At 48.0% G+C, this 21,015-nt stretch carries 20 protein-coding genes; 4 read left to right on the top strand and 16 right to left on the bottom strand.

Annotation, left to right across the window (positions count from 1 at the left end; all coding sequences use genetic code 11):
- The first annotated feature begins 1 nt into the window (after position 1).
- From DT73_RS11270 to DT73_RS11260, 3 genes are all read left to right on the top strand, one after another.
- Positions 2-433 (top strand): hypothetical protein, encoded by a 432-nt coding sequence (locus DT73_RS11270; protein WP_036108429.1) that lies wholly within the window; start codon positions 2-4, stop codon positions 431-433.
- Between the two features lie 312 nt (positions 434-745).
- A complete protein-coding gene (gene katG / locus DT73_RS11265; RefSeq protein ID WP_036108426.1) occupies positions 746-2,911 on the top strand; it encodes a catalase/peroxidase HPI in 2,166 nt (721 codons plus the stop codon).
- Between the two features lie 209 nt (positions 2,912-3,120).
- On the top strand, positions 3,121-3,786 hold the full coding sequence (locus tag DT73_RS11260; RefSeq protein ID WP_051691347.1) for a DUF3313 domain-containing protein: 666 nt from the start codon (positions 3,121-3,123) through the stop codon (positions 3,784-3,786).
- Positions 3,787-3,800: 14 nt separating this feature from the next.
- Here the strand turns inward: DT73_RS11260 and DT73_RS11255 are convergent, their stop codons facing one another.
- The 6 genes from DT73_RS11255 to DT73_RS11230 form a co-directional block, all read right to left on the bottom strand.
- Positions 3,801-4,418 carry a TetR/AcrR family transcriptional regulator gene (locus DT73_RS11255; RefSeq protein WP_036108423.1) on the bottom strand — a complete coding sequence of 206 codons (618 nt, stop codon included), beginning with the start codon at positions 4,416-4,418 and terminating at the stop codon, positions 3,801-3,803.
- 246 nt (positions 4,419-4,664) lie between these two features.
- Complete coding sequence (locus DT73_RS11250; RefSeq protein ID WP_036108808.1) at positions 4,665-5,699, bottom strand: adenosine deaminase; 1,035 nt, start codon at positions 5,697-5,699, stop codon at positions 4,665-4,667.
- Positions 5,700-6,055: 356 nt separating this feature from the next.
- Complete coding sequence (locus DT73_RS25125; protein ID WP_051691346.1) at positions 6,056-6,610, bottom strand: winged helix-turn-helix domain-containing protein; 555 nt, start codon at positions 6,608-6,610, stop codon at positions 6,056-6,058.
- An 89-nt stretch (positions 6,611-6,699) separates the two neighbouring features.
- Positions 6,700-7,509, bottom strand: a complete 810-nt coding sequence (locus DT73_RS11240) for a PhzF family phenazine biosynthesis protein (RefSeq protein WP_369792603.1) — start codon at positions 7,507-7,509, stop codon at positions 6,700-6,702.
- Entirely contained in the window at positions 7,496-8,134 is a 639-nt protein-coding gene (locus DT73_RS11235; protein ID WP_036108418.1) for a transcriptional regulator, read from the bottom strand. Before DT73_RS11235 ends, DT73_RS11240 begins: the two co-directional genes overlap by 14 nt.
- Complete coding sequence (locus DT73_RS11230; RefSeq protein WP_036108415.1) at positions 8,119-8,496, bottom strand: RidA family protein; 378 nt, start codon at positions 8,494-8,496, stop codon at positions 8,119-8,121. The genes DT73_RS11235 and DT73_RS11230 overlap by 16 nt, the downstream gene beginning before the upstream one ends.
- A gap of 1,300 nt (positions 8,497-9,796) precedes the next feature.
- Here DT73_RS11230 and DT73_RS11225 point away from each other — a divergent pair.
- On the top strand, positions 9,797-11,455 hold the full coding sequence (locus DT73_RS11225) for a methyl-accepting chemotaxis protein (RefSeq protein WP_036108412.1): 1,659 nt from the start codon (positions 9,797-9,799) through the stop codon (positions 11,453-11,455).
- A gap of 203 nt (positions 11,456-11,658) precedes the next feature.
- On the opposite strand, the gene DT73_RS26185 is transcribed toward DT73_RS11225, so the two are convergent.
- The 10 genes from DT73_RS26185 to DT73_RS11170 form a co-directional block, all read right to left on the bottom strand.
- Entirely contained in the window at positions 11,659-12,993 is a 1,335-nt protein-coding gene (locus tag DT73_RS26185) for a phage tail protein (protein ID WP_152552513.1), read from the bottom strand.
- Positions 12,994-13,057: 64 nt separating this feature from the next.
- A complete protein-coding gene (locus DT73_RS11210; protein ID WP_036108410.1) occupies positions 13,058-13,357 on the bottom strand; it encodes a TonB family protein in 300 nt (99 codons plus the stop codon).
- Between the two features lie 139 nt (positions 13,358-13,496).
- Positions 13,497-14,168, bottom strand: a complete 672-nt coding sequence (locus tag DT73_RS11205) for a hypothetical protein (RefSeq protein WP_036108406.1) — start codon at positions 14,166-14,168, stop codon at positions 13,497-13,499.
- A gap of 2 nt (positions 14,169-14,170) precedes the next feature.
- Positions 14,171-14,425 (bottom strand): hypothetical protein, encoded by a 255-nt coding sequence (locus DT73_RS11200; protein ID WP_152552512.1) that lies wholly within the window; start codon positions 14,423-14,425, stop codon positions 14,171-14,173.
- Between the two features lie 17 nt (positions 14,426-14,442).
- Complete coding sequence (locus DT73_RS11195; RefSeq protein WP_036108404.1) at positions 14,443-17,637, bottom strand: host specificity protein J; 3,195 nt, start codon at positions 17,635-17,637, stop codon at positions 14,443-14,445.
- A gap of 62 nt (positions 17,638-17,699) precedes the next feature.
- Positions 17,700-18,317, bottom strand: a complete 618-nt coding sequence (locus DT73_RS11190; protein ID WP_036108401.1) for a LysE family translocator — start codon at positions 18,315-18,317, stop codon at positions 17,700-17,702.
- 89 nt (positions 18,318-18,406) lie between these two features.
- Positions 18,407-19,024, bottom strand: a complete 618-nt coding sequence (locus DT73_RS11185; protein ID WP_036108399.1) for a tail assembly protein — start codon at positions 19,022-19,024, stop codon at positions 18,407-18,409.
- On the bottom strand, positions 19,017-19,736 hold the full coding sequence (locus tag DT73_RS11180) for a C40 family peptidase (protein WP_036108394.1): 720 nt from the start codon (positions 19,734-19,736) through the stop codon (positions 19,017-19,019). The genes DT73_RS11185 and DT73_RS11180 overlap by 8 nt, the downstream gene beginning before the upstream one ends.
- A 112-nt stretch (positions 19,737-19,848) precedes the next feature.
- Positions 19,849-20,523 (bottom strand): hypothetical protein, encoded by a 675-nt coding sequence (locus tag DT73_RS11175; protein ID WP_036108391.1) that lies wholly within the window; start codon positions 20,521-20,523, stop codon positions 19,849-19,851.
- A gap of 62 nt (positions 20,524-20,585) precedes the next feature.
- Positions 20,586-21,014 carry a phage minor tail protein L gene (locus DT73_RS11170; protein ID WP_235234480.1) on the bottom strand — a complete coding sequence of 143 codons (429 nt, stop codon included), beginning with the start codon at positions 21,012-21,014 and terminating at the stop codon, positions 20,586-20,588.
- Position 21,015: the final 1 nt, after the last annotated feature.

Here is a 21,015-nt window from a genome sequence, read left to right as displayed (position 1 = left end):
TATGGTAACTCACACACTTATCATTGGCCCCGACAAGGTGGAATTCAGCACCCCGCCCGTGACACTCAGCATCGGCTATGCCAGCCTGGCAGCGCAATTTACCCAAACCCCCTACCCCAGTGAGCAGGATGTGGAAAACGCAATAATGGCTGTGGAAAATTGTATCCATGCCGAAAAATTACTGCGTAATCTGGACTCAAACCAAAAGTGCAACGATAGCTGGATTCAGTCAGTAGCTCTCAGCACTGGCAGCCAACAAGAACTTACCCAGGATAAAATTGAGTGCCTCTTTAACGATATTGCGGATATCATCGCGGGCCGTCCAAAACGCCAGGGTGAGTTTCCGGACGAACCTGGTTTTATCGCCTATGTCACCATATTGCGTGAGCTTTCCCATCACCTGAACATTCAGACCTTCACGCTTCATAATTAACAAAATCGGGCTGAATACAGTTCCCCTTTTGTAGCCTCCTTTTAAGGCCATGTGAGATGGCCTGTTTCTATTTGCCTGCCCGTAGAATAGTCGGTAGAAAAATCTGGCTTTCGGACTTTGCTGACAAAAATAGCCTTATACTTACAGTTGTTTTTATCGGTAAATGCTAGATTGTGCACAAAGGAAAAAACTATCAAATCCGTGGGTTGATTCAATTATCTATTATTGAAAGGAACAGATAGCTTAGGAACATCCTCTACAGGAATGAATGAATAACACCAGACAATCCTCAGGAAGCATACGGAGCCAGAAATGAGCAATTCAAGTGATAGCGTTTCAAAATGTCCCTTCCACTCTAACGAAGCGACACAAAGTGCAGGTAACGGAACGCATAATGCGGACTGGTGGCCTGACCAGCTGCGTGTAGACCTGTTAAATCAGCATTCCAGTCGTTCCAATCCGTTAGGCGAAGCTTTTAATTACAGAGCTGAATTCAAAAAGCTGGATTTTTCCGCCCTGAAAGGTGATATCAAAAATGTTCTGACCGATTCTCAATCCTGGTGGCCTGCCGACTGGGGAAGCTATATCGGTTTGTTCATCCGTATGGCCTGGCACAGTGCCGGTACTTACCGTATGGAAGATGGCCGTGGTGGTTCAGGCCGTGGTCAGCAACGTTTTGCACCTCTTAACTCCTGGCCCGATAACGTCAGCCTGGATAAAGCCCGCCGCCTGTTGTGGCCGGTTAAACAGAAGTATGGGCAAAAAATCTCATGGGCTGACCTGATTATTCTTGCCGGTAACGTCGCACTCGAAAATGCCGGGTTCCGTACCTTTGGCTTTGGTGCTGGCCGTGAAGATGTATGGGAGCCGGATCTCGACGTCAACTGGGGTGAAGAAAAAACCTGGCTGGCACACCGCCACCCTGAAGCTCTGGCAAAAAACCCGTTGGCAGCAACCGAGATGGGTCTTATCTATGTAAACCCTGAAGGCCCGGATGCCAGCGGTGACCCGCGTTCAGCAGCCCCGGCGATTCGTGCGACTTTTGGCAATATGGGCATGGATGACGAAGAAACTGTGGCACTGATTGCTGGCGGGCACACCCTGGGTAAAACCCATGGCGCAGGCCCGGCAACACATGTTGGCCCGGAACCAGAAGCTGCACCAATAGAAGCCCAGGGGCTTGGGTGGCAAAGCAGTTATGCCAGTGGCGCAGGCGCAGATGCCATCACTTCCGGTCTTGAAGTCGCCTGGACCCAAACGCCAACTCAGTGGAGCAACTACTTCTTTGAGAACCTTTTCAAGTTTGAATGGACACAGACACGCAGCCCGGCAGGAGCCATTCAGTTTGAAGCAAAAGATGCATCAGACTTGATTCCAGACCCATTTGAGCCTGGCAAGAAACGTAAACCCACAATGTTGGTGACCGATTTAACTCTGCGTTTCGACCCCGATTTTGAAAAAATCTCTCGCCGTTTCCTGAATGATCCACAAGCATTCAATGAAGCTTTTGCGCGTGCATGGTTCAAACTGACTCACCGCGATATGGGGCCGAAATCACGCTATATTGGCCCGGAAGTTCCTGCAGAAGATTTGATCTGGCAGGATCCGCTACCAGCAGCAACGTACGCACCAACTGCGGCAGATATTAGTAGCGTTAAAAACGCGATTGCTGAATCGGGCTTGTCTGTCAGTGAACTAGTTTCTGTTGCCTGGGCTTCAGCATCCACTTTCCGCGGTGGAGACAAGCGCGGTGGCGCTAACGGAGCACGCCTGGCACTTGCTCCGCAAAAGGGCTGGGAAGTTAACACTATTCCTGCTCAGGTATTGCCGAAACTTGAAGCTATTCAACAGGCATCCGGCAAAATCTCGCTGGCTGATGTCATCGTGCTGGCAGGTGTAGTGGGTATTGAGAAATCGCTGGAAGCTGCCGGAGTTTCTGTACCTGTTCCCTTTACACCTGGGCGTGTAGATGCCCGTCAGGATCAAACCGATATCGCAGGTTTTGCTGTGCTTGAGCCCGTTGCTGACGGTTTTCGTAATTACCGCCGTGTTGCCGGGAAAGCCAGCACGGAATCATTGCTTATCGATAAAGCTCAGCAACTGACATTGACTGCTCCAGAGATGACGGTGCTGGTTGGTGGCCTGCGTGTATTGGGAGCTAACTTTGACGGTAGCAATCACGGTGTTTTCACCGAAAACCCGGGTGTCTTCAGCAATGATTTCTTTGTAAACCTGTTGGATATGGGCACAGCATGGAAAGCAGCTGATGAAAGCAAAGAAGTGTATGAAGGCACTGACCGTCGCAGTGGAGAATTGCGCTATACAGCAACGCGTGCCGACCTGGTATTCGGTTCTAACTCTGTATTGCGCGCACTTGCTGAAGTTTATGCAAGCAGCGACGCCAAACAGAAATTTGCTCAGGACTTTGTTTCTGCCTGGACAAAAGTCATGAACCTGGATCGTTTTGACTTGCTGTAATTTTCTGGTAATCCTTTTTAAGGTAAGCATGGCCGGAGCTGTGCTTACCTTGTCTTTGAGTCTTTAAGTTCTTCACCTCATTCAATCACCTTCCTCTCATTCATATTTCTTTACGCTGACATATGTCTTGTCAATTACGATAACTATACTGTACAGTTCAGTTATTATAATTTACTGAAGCAGACACAACAGCCCATGAGGAACACGAAATGACATCATTTGTAATCAAGAACTCAGTCCATCTTGCTGTACTTACAGGGATAATTATCACTGCAGGCTGTACCAGCACAGCGCCAACGCGCTATAGCGGGGTTGAGTCCTCTTATGAAATGACGCCCAATACGGATAAAAACAGTGACACCATTCCGTTTCACTATGCACCAACAGTAGACTGGAAAAAATATGACCAGATAATCATCGACCCGGTGGATCTTTACCAGGGAAGTGACGGGCAATTCAATGACATGTCTGTAGATGATCGCAATCAACTTGCTGATTATATGCAAAAAACCTTTACCAACACCCTCAGCAAGCGATTTACCCTTACACATACACCTTCAGCCAATACTCTGCACCTGAAACTGACACTTACTGGTGCAGATACAACGCCTCAGGTTATTGGTACATTTACTAAATTTGATCTTGCCGGAGGGCCATATAACATCGTTCAGTCGGTACGAGGCAAACGCGGTTTGATGAGTGGCTATGTTAACTATGCGGTTGAAGTATATGATTCAAAAACAGATGAGCGCCTGCTGGCTTATGTTGCCGAACAATACCCCAATGCCATGAACATCGGGGCAACATTTGGCTCACTCAGTGCGGCGAAAACCGGAATAGATAAAGGTGCAGACGAACTGCTAAAAATGCTCTGAGGATAATGAATTTTTCAGGATGCTTTTGCTCCCATCATGAAAAGCGCAACAGCATCCTGAACCATAGCAACAATCTGGGCATCAGAATAGCGCCTCATCTCCTTTTGCAATAACAAATCATCCACTTCCGCAGTTACCAGGGCAGAAAATTGCTTAGCTCTGACCATGGGATCCCCTGCCCGCAGCACACCAGCATCGATATACTTCTGCATCAGGCTGGCAAGGCTTTCCATACTATCCCGGACACCAGATATCAGAAATAACTCGCCAATATTGGAATGCCCGGCTTCCCCCACCACCACCCGGTAAAGCTGCAATGCCTGGCGGTCAGTAGTCAGAACAGACAACAGTCCCTCACCGAAATGCCGAAGTGTTTCTTCCAGAGTGCTCCCTGCCGCGTTGTCAACAGCCAGTTCTTCAGCTGCGCGAGTCAGGAAACTCGTGCTGTATAACCGCACTACTGCTTCAAACAACGCTTCTTTGGAGGGAAAGTAATTGTACAGCGTGGCTTTAGAGCCACCAGCACGGCGAGCAACTTCATTCATGGATGCCCGCTCATAACCCTGCTCCTGAAAAACGGCTGATGCGGCAGCCAGGATAGCGTTTTTTTTCTCGTCGGTCAGTGTGCGCATATTCTCTCCATGACTTATGAAATCCAAAGCATAACAAAACCATCTGGTTCAGAAAAGTGACTTCATGCTGTTGCTTAACAGTAAATACCCCAGCAGTATTGCACCTGAGAGGAGCCAGATGCTCACCTGAATGTGAATTGATTACGCTACCAGCAAGGGTTGGTACATTAACTCAAAACCGAATTTGCCATCTGAATGGAAAGCCCGCAGGCTTTCCCGGTTTCATTCACTGCCGTCTCGACTCAGTTAATGTGTTTTCTGCCAGAAATCATTTAGCCTTGCGACCATCTGTTCGCGAGTACGAGTATCTACAAACGCAGACATCAGGCTATTTTCCAGCAGGGTATAGCATTCGCTTTCAGTTAATTGCAGGGCATCAATGACAGATTCGTAGTTCGCGTTCACATGCCCGCCAAAATATGCCGGGTCGTCTGAATTGATGGTCACATTAACCCCGGCCTGTAACAGTTCACGCAAATTATGATCGGCCATGGTATCGAATACACGCAATTTGACGTTAGACAAAGGGCATACTGTCAATGGCATCTGTGTATCACTAAGGTGAGCGATAAGGTCAGGATCGTCAAGGCTTCTGACTCCATGATCAATTCGTTCACTATCAAGTAGCTGCAATGCCTGCCAAATGTACTCTACTGGACCCTCTTCGCCGGCATGGGCAACTCGCCGGAGCCCTGCCGCTTTAGCTCTGGCAAACACGCGGGCAAATTTCTCCGGCGGATTTCCGTTCTCGGAAGAATCAAGACCAACACCGGTCAGCCATTCTGGGTGGCGGCTGAACCATTCACGTGAATCTGCAAAGGTTTTCAGTGCATCTGATTCCGGTAAATGGCGTAAAAAGCACATGATCAGTTGAGTTGAAATCCCTTTTTCACGAGCGTTTTCGAGTGCTCTGATCATTCCAGGAATAAACACGTCAAAACCAATACCGCGGGATGTATGGCTCTGCGGGTCGAAAAAGATCTCAGCATGAATGACACCATTTTGACAGGCATTGTCGAGATAGGCTGAAGTCATTTCATAGAAGTCGTCTTCCGTTTGCAGCACGCTGGTACCGGCATAATAGATATCCAGGAAAGACTGCAAAGAGGTGAACTGATACGCCAGGCGTAAATCGTCCACTGTAGGCCAGGCCAAAGGAACATTATTCCGTTGCGCCAGTTTAAAAATCAGTTCTGGCTCCAGAGTGCCTTCTATGTGTACATGCAGCTCGGCCTTGGGGGCCCGGGACACTTTTTCAATAAGCGATGGCGTATTTTGCATAAGCACTCTCTTTGTTTGGTTTTTATTCATCAGAGATGAAGTCATTCGCCACATCTTCACACGGGCAGAATCAAGTTTCATTCAGTCAAGTACATTGCTGGTTTGCCTGAAGGCAGCGCCAATAAGCAAAAGTATAGCCAGCCCCCGCAGTGGTGCTTGTGCAACAACTTTCCAGAATAAATACCAAATACAGTTAAAAACCCCGTGAATCAATAGAGAATGAGCATCAGCGAAATGACAGCAGATTTTGTGAGCGATATTGCGTGAAATGTGCAGTGTTAATACAACTCGGGCCCACTACCGCGCAATGAGTAAAGCCGGACAGGCAATGGAAGGCAATGAGCACCAGCATATTGTTACCAGAATAAATCCAGACAAATAGCGATATACGCAGTAATGATGATAAGAGCGATGACACAGCGCTCAGGCACACTCCGGTGTACCGTTGTTCCCGAAGAGGTATTTGCTGGTGCTGATCCACCCACTGCAGAATGCCTATTCTGTGGATGGCAGCCACTGCCAGGGTGTAAAGCAGATACCGCTTCAGGTTCCGCCGGCCCGGTGTGTTTTCTTGGCTCCTGGCGCAAGTGCGCTTCAGACAGGCAGTAACCAACCTTTGGCACAGTGTGGATAATTTTTTGTTGATGCCCGTCATCATCCACCGCCTTGCGTACTGAATGAACCGCAGTCAGCAAACTATTGATACCGACAACTCTGCCAGGCCAGACAACAGCAAGTAATTCTTCCTTTAATAGTACTTTTCCGGCGTTTCCTGCCAGTTCAGACAGCAGCCGGAACTGGTATTCACCCAGTTTTCTGATTTCACCGGTGTCGTTATGAACAAGGCTTTCGCCAGAAAAATCCAGCTTCCAGTTGTCAATATAACAGTCGAACTCTTCCATCAGAGCCATACTTGCAACATAAAACTCGTTGTACCAGAATGAGTTCTGGCTCAGGCAGAGCCAGGCACCATAACTACCAGGTCGGGGCAATGTTCGTGTTACAAACTAAATACCCCTTCGATAGCCATACGCGCTGAACCATATATCGCAACCCGCTCGTTATCTCGTATTACACAACGCAACGTCCCCTGGCGCACACCACCTTGCCGTGCTGATAACGTTAATTTACCCAACCGCTTAGCCCAGAAAGGGGCAAGGAAAGTATGAGCGGAGCCTGTTACCGGGTCTTCATTTACACCCACTTGTGGTCCGAACCAGCGCGAAACGAAATCAAACTCTTCATCGGCAGCTGTAACCACAACACCACGAGTTTTGAAAACCTTGAGTGCATTAAAATCCGGCGATAACCCATCAATGATGGCTTTATTCTCCACCAGCACAACCAGGTCATCTGATTGCCAGACCCCAACGATACCATCAGAAATACCCAGCGCAGCCAACAGGCCTGCTGGTGTTTCAATAGATACCATCTGTTTCGCCGGGAAATCCATACAATATTCGTTATCATGCCGGGAAACTTCCAGCACCCCACTGCGAGTAAAGAAACGAATCACTTCTCCAGTAAAGCCCAGTTTATTGAACAATACCCAGGATGCCGCAAGTGTTGCATGACCACACAGGTCAACCTCAACAGCAGGCGTACACCAGCGCAAATGGTATCCACCTTCAACCGGGATAAAAAATGCAGTTTCCGACAGATTATTTTCGGCAGCAATTGCCTGCAATGTTTTATCACTCAGCCATTCTGTTAATGGACAAACGCCCGCAGGATTGCCACCAAATGGGCGAGTGGTAAAAGCATCCACCTGATAATAAGGGATAGTATTTGGATTATTATTTGTCATCATTCTTTTCCAGATAATTGTAAATAGTGTACCGGGAAACACCAAGTACCTGGGCAATATGATTCACACTGCCTTTAACTTTGAAGAATCCCATGTTTTGTAATTCAGCCACGACACGCTTCCTGAATTGAAGATTATTTTCCGCGCCGGTCTGGCGGAATTTTGAAATAATTTCATCAAAAGACTGGGCAGGAATAATGTCGTTTAACGTGTCTTGCTCATGTGTTGATGGTGACGGTAACAATATATCCAATTCACGTTTGAGCCTGTTTACGGCATCTATATCTACATTGATGCAAAAGGCAGCCACCGGTATACCATCGTCACTGTAGTATATTGTTGAAGCACTATTGAGTTCTTTTCCTGACTTCGTCGTTGTTTTGTAGTTATCAAAGACTTTGAATGGAACACGTTCAGCAGGACTCAGTAATCCTAAAAAACCTTCGTCATCATCTGGCCCGGATAACAGTGCATCTCCCGGTCTCCGCCCACTCACATGGCCGTTAACAATACTTATGACTGAATTTCTGGGCTGTGTTAAATCGTGCAACACAACTTCTGTATTTGCCGCCAGTGTGGTACGCAGAGCATCCATTGCCCCCTTCAGAGCTATTAGCAAGTCAGACATGGTTCTACCGCCAGTACTTCTATTTCAACATCCACCCCAAAAGCGAGTCTGCTGGCGACAACGGTGCGTGCAGGAAACCCTTGTGCAAAGCGGGTGCTATATGCGGCATTGAATTCTGCAAAATTAGCCATGTCACTCAACCATACCTGCACACGAACAACATCATTCAACGATGCACCTGCGCGGGATAACGTCGTCTCTATCGAATCCAGAATGCATTGTGTTTGCCCTGCCACCGAGCCCTTCAGTGGCTCACCATCTTGTGCCATTGATACCTGCCCGGAAAGAAAGATGAAACCATTGGCCTTCACTATGTCTGAAAAAGGAAACGGCTTGTTGCTGGAAAAACGCTCTACTGCCATGTTGCCCGTCCATCGTTAACGTATGTGGGCATATTAGCACCAGCAGTTTTTATTTAAACAATTTTTTATAAATAAACAAATGTTGAAATTGTAATTTTACTTCCACTCCAGGCAGACCAGGTTAGCAGGAAGAGCGACAGCACCGTACCGGTGCTTCCATGTTGCCACCCTACATCTCTCTGGCCAGTATCTTGCTCAGATTAGTTTTATACCGCTGCCAGTGCCTGATGTACTGGGTGGCTCAGCCTGGTAATGAGGATAATGCAGATAGTTACTTTGCTGTTTCTCAGGAGAAATAGCTGTAAATGTAACTGCCAGGGTAATAGTTGTGAGTAGCAGACAGGTCTGCTGGTACCATGATATACAAACTAAATTGATGCGATTTTGAGAGGGTGTAACCAGGACTTGTACTTCTTCAGGAAAACAAGAGAATGAAAATCTTTATAAACCATTGAAAATCAATGGTGGGCTGTGAGGGATTCGAACCCGCGACCGATGGATTAAGAGTTCCATAAATTCAATTAGTTAGCTCCAAAACCCGCATTCACACAATGAAGTTAGTAAAAGATGTAAAGCCACAAAACGCAGTAAATATTGTTGAAAGACACAAGTTAGTCACACAAAGCACAAAGCCATGATAGTCATGGCTCTGTGCTTTCCTGCACCATACAGAACCACCACAAGGAAATTTTTATACAGACCAGATATGTCTTCACCAAAAGTCATAGTGACCTTTTTCTGGACTCACCAGCGGTAAGTCAACCTGTCGACTTACGTCCATTTCTAAAAACCAGATGTCATCCTTGTCATTCTGAAGTTTATGGATGAAAAAATAACATAAGTTAAATATTCTCTGATATTTTATTACCGCTCTATTGATATAAACAGTCTTAATAACTGTGCCATAATCATTAAGTGGTAATGCAATATACCAATAAAAGACAAAAGCAGTTCATTACTTAAAATTACCCCTTATTATTTCACTTAAAATAACAATATAAATGTGATCATGCGCATAATGAATTTACAATTCATTAAAGAAAAGCAAGTAATTTGTCGATACATTAAATACAGAAAGCGGTGGTTTTAATTACAAACCTCACTTATCCGTGCAATTAGTTATGTTTAATTACGCCTTAACTACTTTACCAAAACCTGTGTCTGGCTTAAACATTGTGAACAACTGTATATGAAGTGTGGTGGATATAATTGAAACCAAGCTTCAATTAACACAAAGCCAGTCTCATGTTGGCCAACTTTTTCCAACGTGGATAACCACATTGATTATCCGGAGCCAATGATGAATATTTTAAAAGATATCACTGTCAGAAAAATGGTCTTAATCATCCTTGCAATATTCACATTAATTTGGGGTATTGCAACCTCATTGACACTGAACAACTTCAGTGAAATGGAAAACTTATTGACCCAGAATACCACTCAGAAAAAAAGCTACGCGATGCTGGTAAAAGGTAATGACCAGTACTTCCGCACCATGACACGCATGTTACGCGCCATTGACTTCCGCGAATCCGGAAACACGGCAGATGCGGAAAAAACCTTCGCGTCTGCAGGCAAGGCGCTGAAAATCAGCCAGGACAGCCTGGCACAGTTCCGTGCAGCTGCTCACCCTGGGGTCGATGAAGCGCTGGTACAAAGTATGGTGAATGACTGGGACACTCTGCTGAATACGGCCATTGCGCCGATGCTGCAAAATGCCCGGGCCAATAACATGGACGATTTCCGCCAGACATTTCGTAAAGTGTATCCGCCGCTGAGTGTGCAGTTTGGCACCACGGCAGAAAAATACACCCTCGCCATTCAGTCTGACAGTGCAGTACAAATGGCACACGATCATATTACCACCAACCGTTTTATCTTACTGGGTGCACTGGTTGCCGGTATTGTGACGCTTTTCCTGACCGACCGCTATCTGGTGGTTTACCTGGTGCGTCCCATTGGCGCGATTAAAAAACACCTGGAGCGTTTAACTGCAGGCCAGTTGCACCATAGTATTGATGACTTTGGCCGTAACTGTGCCGGGCAATTAATTCCTTATATCCGCACCATGCAGCAAAGCCTGCGGGATACAGTCAGCACTATCCGCGACAGCTCTGCTACCATTTACAGCAGCACCAACGAGATACGGAAAGGGAATGAAGAGTTGTCAGTACGTACCGACCAGCAGGCAGCGGCTTTGCAGGAAACTGCAGCCAGTATGGAAGAACTGACCTCTACAGTGAAAAACAATGCGGATAACGTCCGCCAGGCACGTCAGTTCACCGATGAAGCACAACAAGTGGCGGAAAAAGGCGGCATCATTACCGGTGCGGTAGTGAAAACGATGGAAGGTATAACAGAGAGTTCTCAGAAAATTGCCGACATCACCAGTGTGATTAACAGTATTTCGTTTCAGACGAATATCCTGGCGCTTAACGCCGCCGTTGAGGCCGCCAGAGCCGGGGAACAAGGACGCGGGTTCGCCGTCGTCGCCAGCGAAGTTCGCTCACTGGCACAGCGAAGTGCTCAGGCAGCAAAAGAGATTGAAGGCCTGATTGGTGAATCAGTCAGCCGGGTAAATGCCGGTGCAGGGCAGGTACAGGAAGCCGGGAAAGCGATGCAAACCATTATTACCTCAGTGAGCCGGGTCAGAGAGTTAATGGGTGAGATATCAATCGCCTCCGATGAACAAAGCCGAGGCATTGAACAAATTGGACAAGCGATGACGGAGCTCGATGGCGTCACCCAACAAAACGCCACTCAGGTTCAGTTGGCCGCGACCAGTGCAGCCGAGCTGGAAAGAGAAGCGGAGCAGTTGAATGAAGTTGTTGCTGTATTTGACCTGGGTAACGGTACTGTCCGTCAGGCAAATACTGAGCAGAAAAAACCGGTGCTGAAGTCACGCCTTAAAGTAGCGGCTGTGACATCCAGTACGGTAGATAACTGGGAGTCATTCTGATAATAACGCAGTGATATAGCAGGCCTTTGCCGGGAAAATCACAGGTTTCCCGGCTTTTTTCTGCCCAGAACCATGTCTTGTGAGAAAAGATAAGCTATCGTTGCTAAAAATTAATCTGACAGTTTCGCTGCGAATTGGTGATGATACCAGAGGACCGTTTCTAACCATGGAGAGGATTCGCCATAACATTAACTGAAAGCATTTCAATCAGCAGGCATATCCATCCTGACATCTATCCAGGAGTTTTCCGGAACGTCGATGGCGATGCCGGGCGTCCGGGTGATTTCGCCCGTATCACTGTCCAGTTGGTACTTCACTTTATACAATCTCAGGGTGATGACGTTATCAGTGCTTACCTCATGTTCAACGATCCCCAGATCGCCAGTGCCTTCCGGTGAACGGGGTGGCTTTATCTGCCAGCCTTCACTGGCCAGCCCTGCTGATCCAGAAATGGCATATACCCCTGTATCAAGACGTGCGATTGTTATGCCCCGGGCTTCCTCATTGGCAGTCCCGGCACCACACCATTCAAATGAGTCTTCACCGATATCCGCACGAGTGCATATATTCTGCGACTGAACAACACGCGCCACCGGAGAGGCAGCACTGAGCGTTCCGTCAGAGGCTTTCGTCGTATTACCCGTGGTGTATGCTTCATGGTAAGTCCAGGATGATCCATTGCTGTAGCTAAAAAACGTGCGTTTTGACTGGTATGCCTGAATTACCCTGGTGGGCCTGCTACCTCTGTTGATGTGCAACCAACCAAAATCAGCCGTCAGCCCTATCGTTGGCATATATGCCCCGGTTTTAGCGTAAAAACCGTTATACAGGGCGTGACTTGTAGAGTCGTCGAGCGAAGTCTCTATGGTATTTGTCCCCAAACCGAAAGCCCCCACCGACAGCGCTCTGCCCGGTGTATTGTCTGTAGTGGTTGTTTGCATCGTGGCTGTCGCTGCGCTGCCCAGGCCAAAATTTTGCCTGGCATCTTCGGCATTAGTTGCACCTGTACCACCTTGCCCTACAGACAATGCTGTCGTTAAACCCGACAACCTGGTTATGTCGCTATTGTTACCTTTGGACGCTTTTCCTGAGAGGGTTGTGTTTATGCTACTCAGTGTTGTGTTTATATCACTCAGTGTTCCTGAGAGGTATTGCCATGACGGGCCCGAAAAGGATGAACCGTCCGGTAAAGTAACCGTTATTGTTCCACTGGAAGAAAACACCTGCTGCCAGTTGGATTTATCCTGGTTGAGTCCGCGTAACGCCTTTGAAACTTCCGTGGCTATCTGCGCAGGAATTGCAATAGCAACGTTGCGCGGGATCGCTGACCAGGCAAGCCCGACCGCTGTTGGACCATCATAGTTCTTAACCAGCGTTACCTGAGTGTCACTGTCGACAGACTTAATAAACAAAGTATAGGTAACCTCACCTACGGTAGACGCCAGAACGTCACCGGAAGCAAACTCAGCACTAAATGATGTGCCTGAACCTTTGGCGATATTGCTGTTATTCGTTAATGTGAGTGTGCCTGCTGGCATATATTCCCCCTTTCTTACGGGCATAAAAAAACCAGCCCGAAGGCTGGCTTTCTTAAATAAAAATTTATTTCTGGAAATGGATAGTCACTGCAATATCTTTCTCTGGCTTTCCTTTCTCAAAATGCCATTTATGAATTCCAGCTTTTACAGCATCATCAAATAAGTCCCGATTCGTTGATTTAATGATTCGGATATTTTCAGGTTTTCCTTTCGCTGTTATATCGTAAAGCACGCTTACCGTTCCGGACTGGTCAAGATGCCACGCTCTGGCGGGATAATTAATAGTATGCTCGTTGGGGGTTGATGCCAGAACTGGCGCTGAGCCAAATAACGATACTATTAAAAAAGCAATAATCGCTCGCATTGTCATTCCTTTGGTTGATATTCCAACAAAAAGTACCACCAGATAAAAAGCGTGTATAATTGTTTTGATAGATCAATAACCCTGGATTGATCGTTATGTCCGATCAATAACGCAAGCAAATAAACCCGCCGGTGCTCATTCAGTCGTAGTTATCAGTCTTTATGTAATAGATAGCGCCATTAATAAAGGATTTGTATGCACTACTACTGTTTTCCTGCCATGCGGCAACGGGAAGTTCAACAACATTTGTCCCGTATGCCCGGTACGCAAAGTTCATCCAGGTATAAAGCGGCGGCGTACCGCCCTGATATAACACCATCTGAGTCCCGGAATATACTGAACAGACGGCAACATTAAATCCGATCTCTATCTTTCCTCTGGGCGGCACACCACCAGGTGTCTGAGTCAATACCTCAAGAGGCCGCATTTCCGCATGCCAGCGCATAACTCCATCGGCATCATAATACGCCAGCGAATAGCGGGATGGCGTTGTCACCATATTCGCGAATACATAGAACGTAATGGGAACACTTCCCCCTGAACCACCATTCTCCGTTGAACAGCCACGGACAGTAATTACCCAATACCCCCCAGAAATATCCATTGTGTAGGCAACGCCGCCACCACTGGTGCTCTTACAGAAAACCATACAGGCATTTCCAGACGGAACCCCCGTAGCAATAGTCGTTGCCGTAAATGGATAAGACGCCGTAAAGGTCTGGCTGATTTTCTTAATAAGATTAAGTGGCGTAACCTCCGGGCTCATCCAGAGCGTTCCATCCGCCTGCCTGATTTCCATTCCAAAGGCCATTCTCACCCCGCATAAACAATGATGTTTCTGGTTGTACTGGCATTACTCCAGGTAAGAGTATTGCCGTTGATTGCCACAATGGGCGCCTGACTGGTACCGGCACCATCAGTGGCGTAACGTGATGTGCCGGTCATGACTTTGAGGGTTTTCCCTGTAGGGAGGGTATAGGTTTTGCTGCCAGAGGTAGTGGTAATAAAATCAAGTACGAACATAGGCGTAATAAGCACCACCAAATCCCGCCCGTCCGCGGTTCGCACCTGTACACCGTAGGCCATTAAAGGTTATTCAAATCCCCGCATTTGACCCGGGCAACTCCAGAGGCATCATAAACAGCCAGGCCCGAGCCAGTGAGTTTCACACTTCCGGAGCCACTGACTGTGCTGTACATTTCCAGAGTACCCGACTTTTGCAGCCGCCAGCCGGCACTGCCAGCGACAAAGTTCGTTGACTGGATATAGTTGCCAATCATGGCATTAGTGATTGTCCCGTCCTGGATAAAGCCGCTTGAAAGGAAAACCTGCCCATTCACAACAGAGAACGGTGAGTAGACGTTGTCCCCACTTCCGGACATCATGACAAACTGGTCAGCGTTAATGGCCACACGGGTATCAACAGCGGTTCCGTTGACTGTCACGGCGACAGAGAGACCGGCATCGTAATTCACTCCGCCATAATTGACCCCGGCTTTGAGGGTATAAATTGCCGACCCGCCAGAAGCATCGGTATAGGCAGTCATCTTTTCCTGGATAGCCGCAGAGGTTTCTTCAAACTTTGCTGTCACATCCGTTTCAAGGGCTGCAACAGCACTGTTCGCATCAGCCGCCACTTTCTGTGCCTGAATAATGGCCGCTGTATTCTCACCGAACTGCGCCCACTGTTGGTTGACCGTGTCATAGTTTGCTAATGCGTTCTGCAGAATAGCTTCCGGGTTGGTTTCCAGTTGCGACAGCAGCGCCTTACCATCGTCTGCAGAAACAAACTGTTCTGCGATTTCATTCAGATAATCATCAGCAAGTGTACTGGACTGCCCTCTTACCCACCCGGTCCACTCTCCGCTGTTGCCAATCCTGTCGATGAGACGGGCGCGATACCAGCGCGTCACACCTGCAGGCATGGGGCCATGCTGGTAGTCTGCAGTCGGGTAAGCGACAAGCGTTAAATCCAGTGGGTTTGCGCCATCACTGGTCGTGGCATATTGCAGTTGGGTGTATGCAGTGTCGCCCGAACCATCAGGAAACGCCCAGGTCAGGTCAATAGCCCACACAGTGTTGGTACTGGCAAGCAGGCTGACGGGTGTTCCCGGCCGGCCAACTTTCCCGTTAAGTGTTGTCGAATCAGCATATCCCCAGGGTGAAGAGACATCGGCAGCATTGACGGACCGAACCCGCACATCATAAACACCGGCATAAATTCCAGAGACCGAAAAACCCGTTGCTGAGGTCTGGCTGACATTAATCCAGTCGCCATTATCTTTGCGCCATTGTGCGTTGTAGCTGACAGCACCACTCACTTTATCCCAGGAGACAGACAGGGTTGAAACAGAAGCCCCCTGGTAGACGTAGCTTGTTTCTGAGATAACGATATTCGCCGGCGCAGCCATAACACTGGAGGGCGTAACCGTCACTGGAGCGGATTCGATACGAACTCCGTCATCAATGAAACGGTACTTGTTTGGATCATGCTGCACACCACTGACAGTGAATGTTCCGTCATCATTCGCAGCAATCGACGTTACCCTGAAATACTGAATCGCCAGGGTATCACTGTCGATGGCCCACACCGCACCGGCAACCGGTGACTGGCTGAATGCTGTAGCGACCGTTACCGTTTTTTTATCGGTGCTGACATCACTGATAGTCCGGGTTTGTGCCGTGCCATCAGGCAGATTTACCACCAGCCGGTCACCGGCAGAGTAATCCGCCCCCCTGTCCAGCGTCACGCTCTTACCATTCACTGCATGGATGCGCCCGCCGTTCTGTTTCCCCGCACGGAATGGATCAGCCACGCCAATAATTTCCGCTGGCAACGGGATATAGCCATCCAACCCCACCGCGAAGGAAATGGTGCCGTCTTTGGCATTCGACAACAGCACCCAGCGCCCCCGGCGGTGAGCCTCGCTTTGAGATGTACAACCGATGGCGGTAATTTGCGTTTCATTCACGCCGTAGCGCTGAACCAGGTCTGAATCGTAAACGCCCTCGATGGTGTCCGAATAGTGATCCTGCGGGTCAGACCAGGAGACCTGGCAGGAGGTATAGCGGTTCTTGTAACTTCCCCCCGCATAGGTGAAGAGCCCGTCGATAACGTTCGACGCATGATAGACAAAATCCACATCATCCTGAGGTACGTCGGCTTTTACGAAAATCTGGTCATTACCCCAGAAAGTGATCCCCCTGAATACAGCTGCCAGGTCACTCAGAACGCTGTATGCATCCTGCTGGTTCTGGATAAATACGTTACAGGTAAATCGGGGTTCCGTGCCTCCGGCACCGTCTGCCACCCTTTCATCGCAGTACTGTGCAATAGTGTAAAGCTCCCACTTGTCCACCATCGTCGCATCAACACGATTGCCCATCCCGTAGATTTTATCCAGCACCAGGTCATAGAAAATCCACGCAGGGTTGTTGCAATATCCCCATTTGAAATCACCGGCCCAGGTGCCGCTGTATTCCCTTGTGTCCGGGTCATACGTTGTCGGGACACGGATCAGCTTTCCTTTGGCCTTACAGGTCACTTTGGGTACTGAGCCATTAAACTGACTCGAGTCCAGTTCGATATACAGCAACGCGGTGTTGGGATAGCGTAATTTGCTGTCAATCACTTCGGTAAAGGAGGCAACCTTGAAGGCATTGACCAGTTTCGAGCTTGTTGAATCAGCAGTAATGCGCCGTACCCGGATGGACCAGCCACTGGTGGCAGCGGGTAAATCAATCCGGTGATCACGCTGATATTCAGAGGTGGTTTTACCGTCAAATGTCCCGTTAACCACGGTCTGATATGCCGCCCCATCAGTAGACAGGTCAACAGCGTACTGAGTTGATGTACCAACCATATCGCCATTGTCTTTGTACAGATACTGCATCGGCAGGCTAAGCTTGATGCGCACCGCATCCAGGCTGAGGTTAGTGAATGACCGTGTCCAGGCCTGGCTGGTTGTTACCTCAACCGACACACTGGATTCATTATCCACCTCAGGCATGCCGGAAATATAGCTCTGGTCCTGGGTACCCGGGCGGTATTCCCAGCTAACACCGGCAAAATTATATGAGCCATCATCAGATGCCAGTGGTGTGTCATCGAGGTAGATTTCCTGGGCGGTAAGGTCACCTTTGATTTCACCTTCAGAAATGGCCACCAGCATTTTCAGATAGGCCGTTGAAAGCAGGTCATCGGCTTCTTCAACCGGTGTATGGGAAGAACCTCCGCCCCCTTTTCGCCCTGAAATCGCCTGTGTATTCAGTAAATGCATATTTCACCCAATAAAAAAGCCACCCGGAGGTGGCCTGAAAACATTGAAATCACAATTGCTGGCTATTTCATTAAAAGTCGTAATCCCAGTATCGCCATAACCCCACCACTCAGGCGGTCCATAAGTCGTCGATAATTCATATAAATATGTCGCGGTTTTTCAGTAGAAAGTGCAAATGAAACCAATGCATACCATGCCACATCAATAATGAATGCAAGTATCGGTAAAACGATATACATCCATATTTCAATATGAGCACTAAGTGTTGCTGTAAATAAACTCGCGAACACCAATGCTGTTTGCGGGTTACTCATTTGCGTAATCAAGCCGGTAGTAAACGCTTTTTTTGCACTTACCTTTTGCAACACGGGAGAGTTGTCATATGTTCCTGTTGAGCGCCGAAACATCTTAATTGCCTGCCAAATCAGGTAACTGGCACCAGCAAATTTTAGTGCGCCGTAGAGCCATGGGACAATAACCAGAAGCATATGAATTCCAGCCAGGGCAAAAACTGCAAATAGCATTGCTCCCACGCCCATACCTGCTGATACACTTATCGCAGCCCGACGAGAAGTAGAAACAGCTGTTTGTGCTACCAGAAGAAAGCTTGCGCCAGGGCTCATAGCCCCCAATAAGAGAGCGCCACTAATAGCCAGTAAGGCCAATAATTCTCTTTCCATATTATGTAAATGCCTCACTCTGTTTAAAATAACTCACTGTCGTTCAGACAATATGACATGCGCTTTATCTCTAATCTACAAGAGCATCATCATTGTTGATCTTCCGAGAAAATCCCGGCGCTGATGATTGCACCACCGACCTCCCGCTCTCCGTATAACAATGGAACCGGATAGCCCATGGCGACAGTGTTAACCGGAGAGCCAAAAGCGTAGTTAGGTTTGTTGTCTGTACTGGAAGATGCGCCCACACCGTAGCTGGCCTGCGGTGATAACAACTGAACCACCCCGCCCAGCATCATGCTCATACCAATCCCGGTTAACACAGTGGTTGCCGTCAATGCCCCGGCGCTCATAGCAGCCCCCCACGCGGCCAGTGAAGCCCCGGCAGTAAAGAACGCCGCGACCAGAGCCACTGCGCCAATCACCACCTGGAGAACGCCACCATTCTTCGCGCCTTCGATAACGGGCATGATGATGTATTCTGTCGCCCCCCGGGTCATATCAAACTCATCGATGCCGATGTTGTTCCGCCCGTTAAAAAAAGCAAAACGGATACCATTCAGGTGAGCATTCGAAAGGTACTTTTTAAACCCGGGTACCGTGGCACACAGAGCCCGTAAGGCTTCACGCAAATCATTCACATGGAACTGGTGCCGGGTGCCAAAAAGTTTCCCCAGTCGGCCTTTAAGAGTGATGGTTTTAAGCATGAATCAGTTCCTTATGCCGGATAACCCGGGTAGTGCGATCCCGCCAGTACTGGCCGTATGGAATACGGGATGAAAGATGCCCGAACATATGGTGCAGGATGATGTTCTCACCAAGGTAAATGGCGGCATGGTTGGTTACTGGGGCACGGATCTGCATCAAAATAAGGTCGCCGGGTCTCATATCACTGAACTCGACTTCAACAAAGCCCTCCTGTTGCCAGTTATCGTCATAACGGTTTTCGCTGCCGTCAGCCCACCATTCGTAATCAACTGAATAATCGGCCAGACTCACGCCAAATTCCCGCTGGTAGTAATCCCGGACAAGCGACCAACAGTCGGCATGCCCCAGCACCCAGAGGCGACCGGTGTAATCTCGTTCAGTGCGGGGAGAGAAAGTACAAAAGTCACCATCAGGCCATGACATGATCCCCCACTCCATACCTGAGTGGTCACACTGAATACGGTCGAGCTCAGACGGGACGAGCCGGGTAACATCAGGGTGTGAATGAACAATCATAATCACCTCGCCCTGCTTCTCTGCTGACAGCATGTCTTCCGGTGCCAGGGTAAATGCCTCCAGTGGGTTCCCGGCAATATTTCTACATGGCACATAGATTTGCCCGGTACCGGTTTCAACCACCACGCCACATGCCTCACAGGGATACTCCCCCGCGACGTGCTGCCGGATTGCCTGAATCACCTTTTCTCTCATATAAACTATTCTAAAAAATAATTACCTAAATAGAACTTATATAAAAAACCTTTACCCTATATAAAATTGAGGAATCTCTACACATCCCCCAATAAAAATTAAAACACACTACTTATTCATTTGGCTTTATTCGTGATTTTCTAATAGTTGCCTTGTGATAATAACCACCTCTATATGTTTTCGCCGAGAATACAAACATACAACAAAAGAAAACACTAACACCAACAATAACAACATAAAACCATTTTATTGGAAGTTCAAAACTTAATGGTTGAAGTGAATTAATTAGCAAAACCACCCACAATACAAAGATAAATAAACTTATAAGCTGATTTATCTTTGACACCGACAATGGTTTTGGCCCAGTTGCAAACTCCATGATTTTCTCACAGCTATTCATGTCATCATTTCTGGAAAGCACCACTTTGAATAATGGACCGATGGTCTTATCTTCGAGTAAATCCACATGCTTTTCCCAATTCTCTTGCCAATATTTACTTCCTCGATTGACGCAGAACCAAGCGAATGAAAACACAACACCCAGACAACAAATTATTACTAGCAAATCTTTCCTAACATCAGAGGATGATGAATAGGCAACAAAAAACGCACCAAGAGTCGCACCGATGAAAGTCCAAAAGTATGTAGCTCTTCGCCAATATAGTTCTATTTCAAATTTTCGTGTATCGAGGGCACGATCTAAAGCTTCTTTTTCCTTTCCATCAAAAAAAACCTCATAAATATCACCATCAATAGTTTCAGAACTTGTACCTTCAACTTTAGCCATAATTTAACCCAGTCGAGTTGATTACACTTCCCGATAATACCACATATCAGTATCGACTAACGTCAACTACTCTGCAGGTTGGCGGCGGGAAAGCCACCGAATGGAAGCGCCTGATCAGCACCAAAACGTAATTTGCAGTCGGCCAGCCGGCCACCGCACACATCGAGAGCCGGGTTATCAGTGGATTCACCAGCCTTCGTGAAATAACGGGTACCGGCATAGTCACAACCGGTACCCGTGCGGTAGAGTCCGCGCATACACCAGGTGCAAACAGGTGTTATCTGGCGGGAGGGAAGCTGCAAGCTTTGAATATCAAAGGGAGAACACAATTCGAAGTCGACCTGTATGCGCGTTTCAGCCGTTTTGGTGTTCACATAAAACAGTTGAACACGCTCATCATTGGGGCTTGCGTTATCCTGGCGGCGTTCGAGGAATGCGGTCTGTGCCAGGTCATCATAAATAACCAGGTCAGTATTAACGGTTGTAGTCATC

It is taken from the genome of Mangrovibacter sp. MFB070 (assembly GCF_000705335.1).
GTDB lineage: Bacteria > Pseudomonadota > Gammaproteobacteria > Enterobacterales > Enterobacteriaceae > Mangrovibacter > Mangrovibacter plantisponsor.
The sequence above is the reverse complement of the archived record's forward strand: the minus strand, read 5'-3'. Positions and strand labels throughout refer to the sequence as shown.

Coding starts and splice junctions, on each gene's coding strand:
- DT73_RS11270 (WP_036108429.1), top strand. CDS start 2: ATGGTAACTCACACACTTATCATTGGCCCCGACAAGGTGGAATTCAGC.
- katG (WP_036108426.1), top strand. CDS start 746: ATGAGCAATTCAAGTGATAGCGTTTCAAAATGTCCCTTCCACTCTAAC.
- DT73_RS11260 (WP_051691347.1), top strand. CDS start 3,121: ATGACATCATTTGTAATCAAGAACTCAGTCCATCTTGCTGTACTTACA.
- DT73_RS11255 (WP_036108423.1), bottom strand. CDS start 4,418: ATGCGCACACTGACCGACGAGAAAAAAAACGCTATCCTGGCTGCCGCA.
- DT73_RS11250 (WP_036108808.1), bottom strand. CDS start 5,699: ATGCAAAATACGCCATCGCTTATTGAAAAAGTGTCCCGGGCCCCCAAG.
- DT73_RS25125 (WP_051691346.1), bottom strand. CDS start 6,610: ATGGCTCTGATGGAAGAGTTCGACTGTTATATTGACAACTGGAAGCTG.
- DT73_RS11240 (WP_369792603.1), bottom strand. CDS start 7,509: ATGATGACAAATAATAATCCAAATACTATCCCTTATTATCAGGTGGAT.
- DT73_RS11235 (WP_036108418.1), bottom strand. CDS start 8,134: ATGTCTGACTTGCTAATAGCTCTGAAGGGGGCAATGGATGCTCTGCGT.
- DT73_RS11230 (WP_036108415.1), bottom strand. CDS start 8,496: ATGGCAGTAGAGCGTTTTTCCAGCAACAAGCCGTTTCCTTTTTCAGAC.
- DT73_RS11225 (WP_036108412.1), top strand. CDS start 9,797: ATGAATATTTTAAAAGATATCACTGTCAGAAAAATGGTCTTAATCATC.
- DT73_RS26185 (WP_152552513.1), bottom strand. CDS start 12,993: ATGCCAGCAGGCACACTCACATTAACGAATAACAGCAATATCGCCAAA.
- DT73_RS11210 (WP_036108410.1), bottom strand. CDS start 13,357: ATGCGAGCGATTATTGCTTTTTTAATAGTATCGTTATTTGGCTCAGCG.
- DT73_RS11205 (WP_036108406.1), bottom strand. CDS start 14,168: ATGGCCTTTGGAATGGAAATCAGGCAGGCGGATGGAACGCTCTGGATG.
- DT73_RS11195 (WP_036108404.1), bottom strand. CDS start 17,637: ATGCATTTACTGAATACACAGGCGATTTCAGGGCGAAAAGGGGGCGGA.
- DT73_RS11190 (WP_036108401.1), bottom strand. CDS start 18,317: ATGGAAAGAGAATTATTGGCCTTACTGGCTATTAGTGGCGCTCTCTTA.
- DT73_RS11185 (WP_036108399.1), bottom strand. CDS start 19,024: ATGCTTAAAACCATCACTCTTAAAGGCCGACTGGGGAAACTTTTTGGC.
- DT73_RS11180 (WP_036108394.1), bottom strand. CDS start 19,736: ATGAGAGAAAAGGTGATTCAGGCAATCCGGCAGCACGTCGCGGGGGAG.
- DT73_RS11175 (WP_036108391.1), bottom strand. CDS start 20,523: ATGGCTAAAGTTGAAGGTACAAGTTCTGAAACTATTGATGGTGATATT.
- DT73_RS11170 (WP_235234480.1), bottom strand. CDS start 21,014: ATGACTACAACCGTTAATACTGACCTGGTTATTTATGATGACCTGGCA.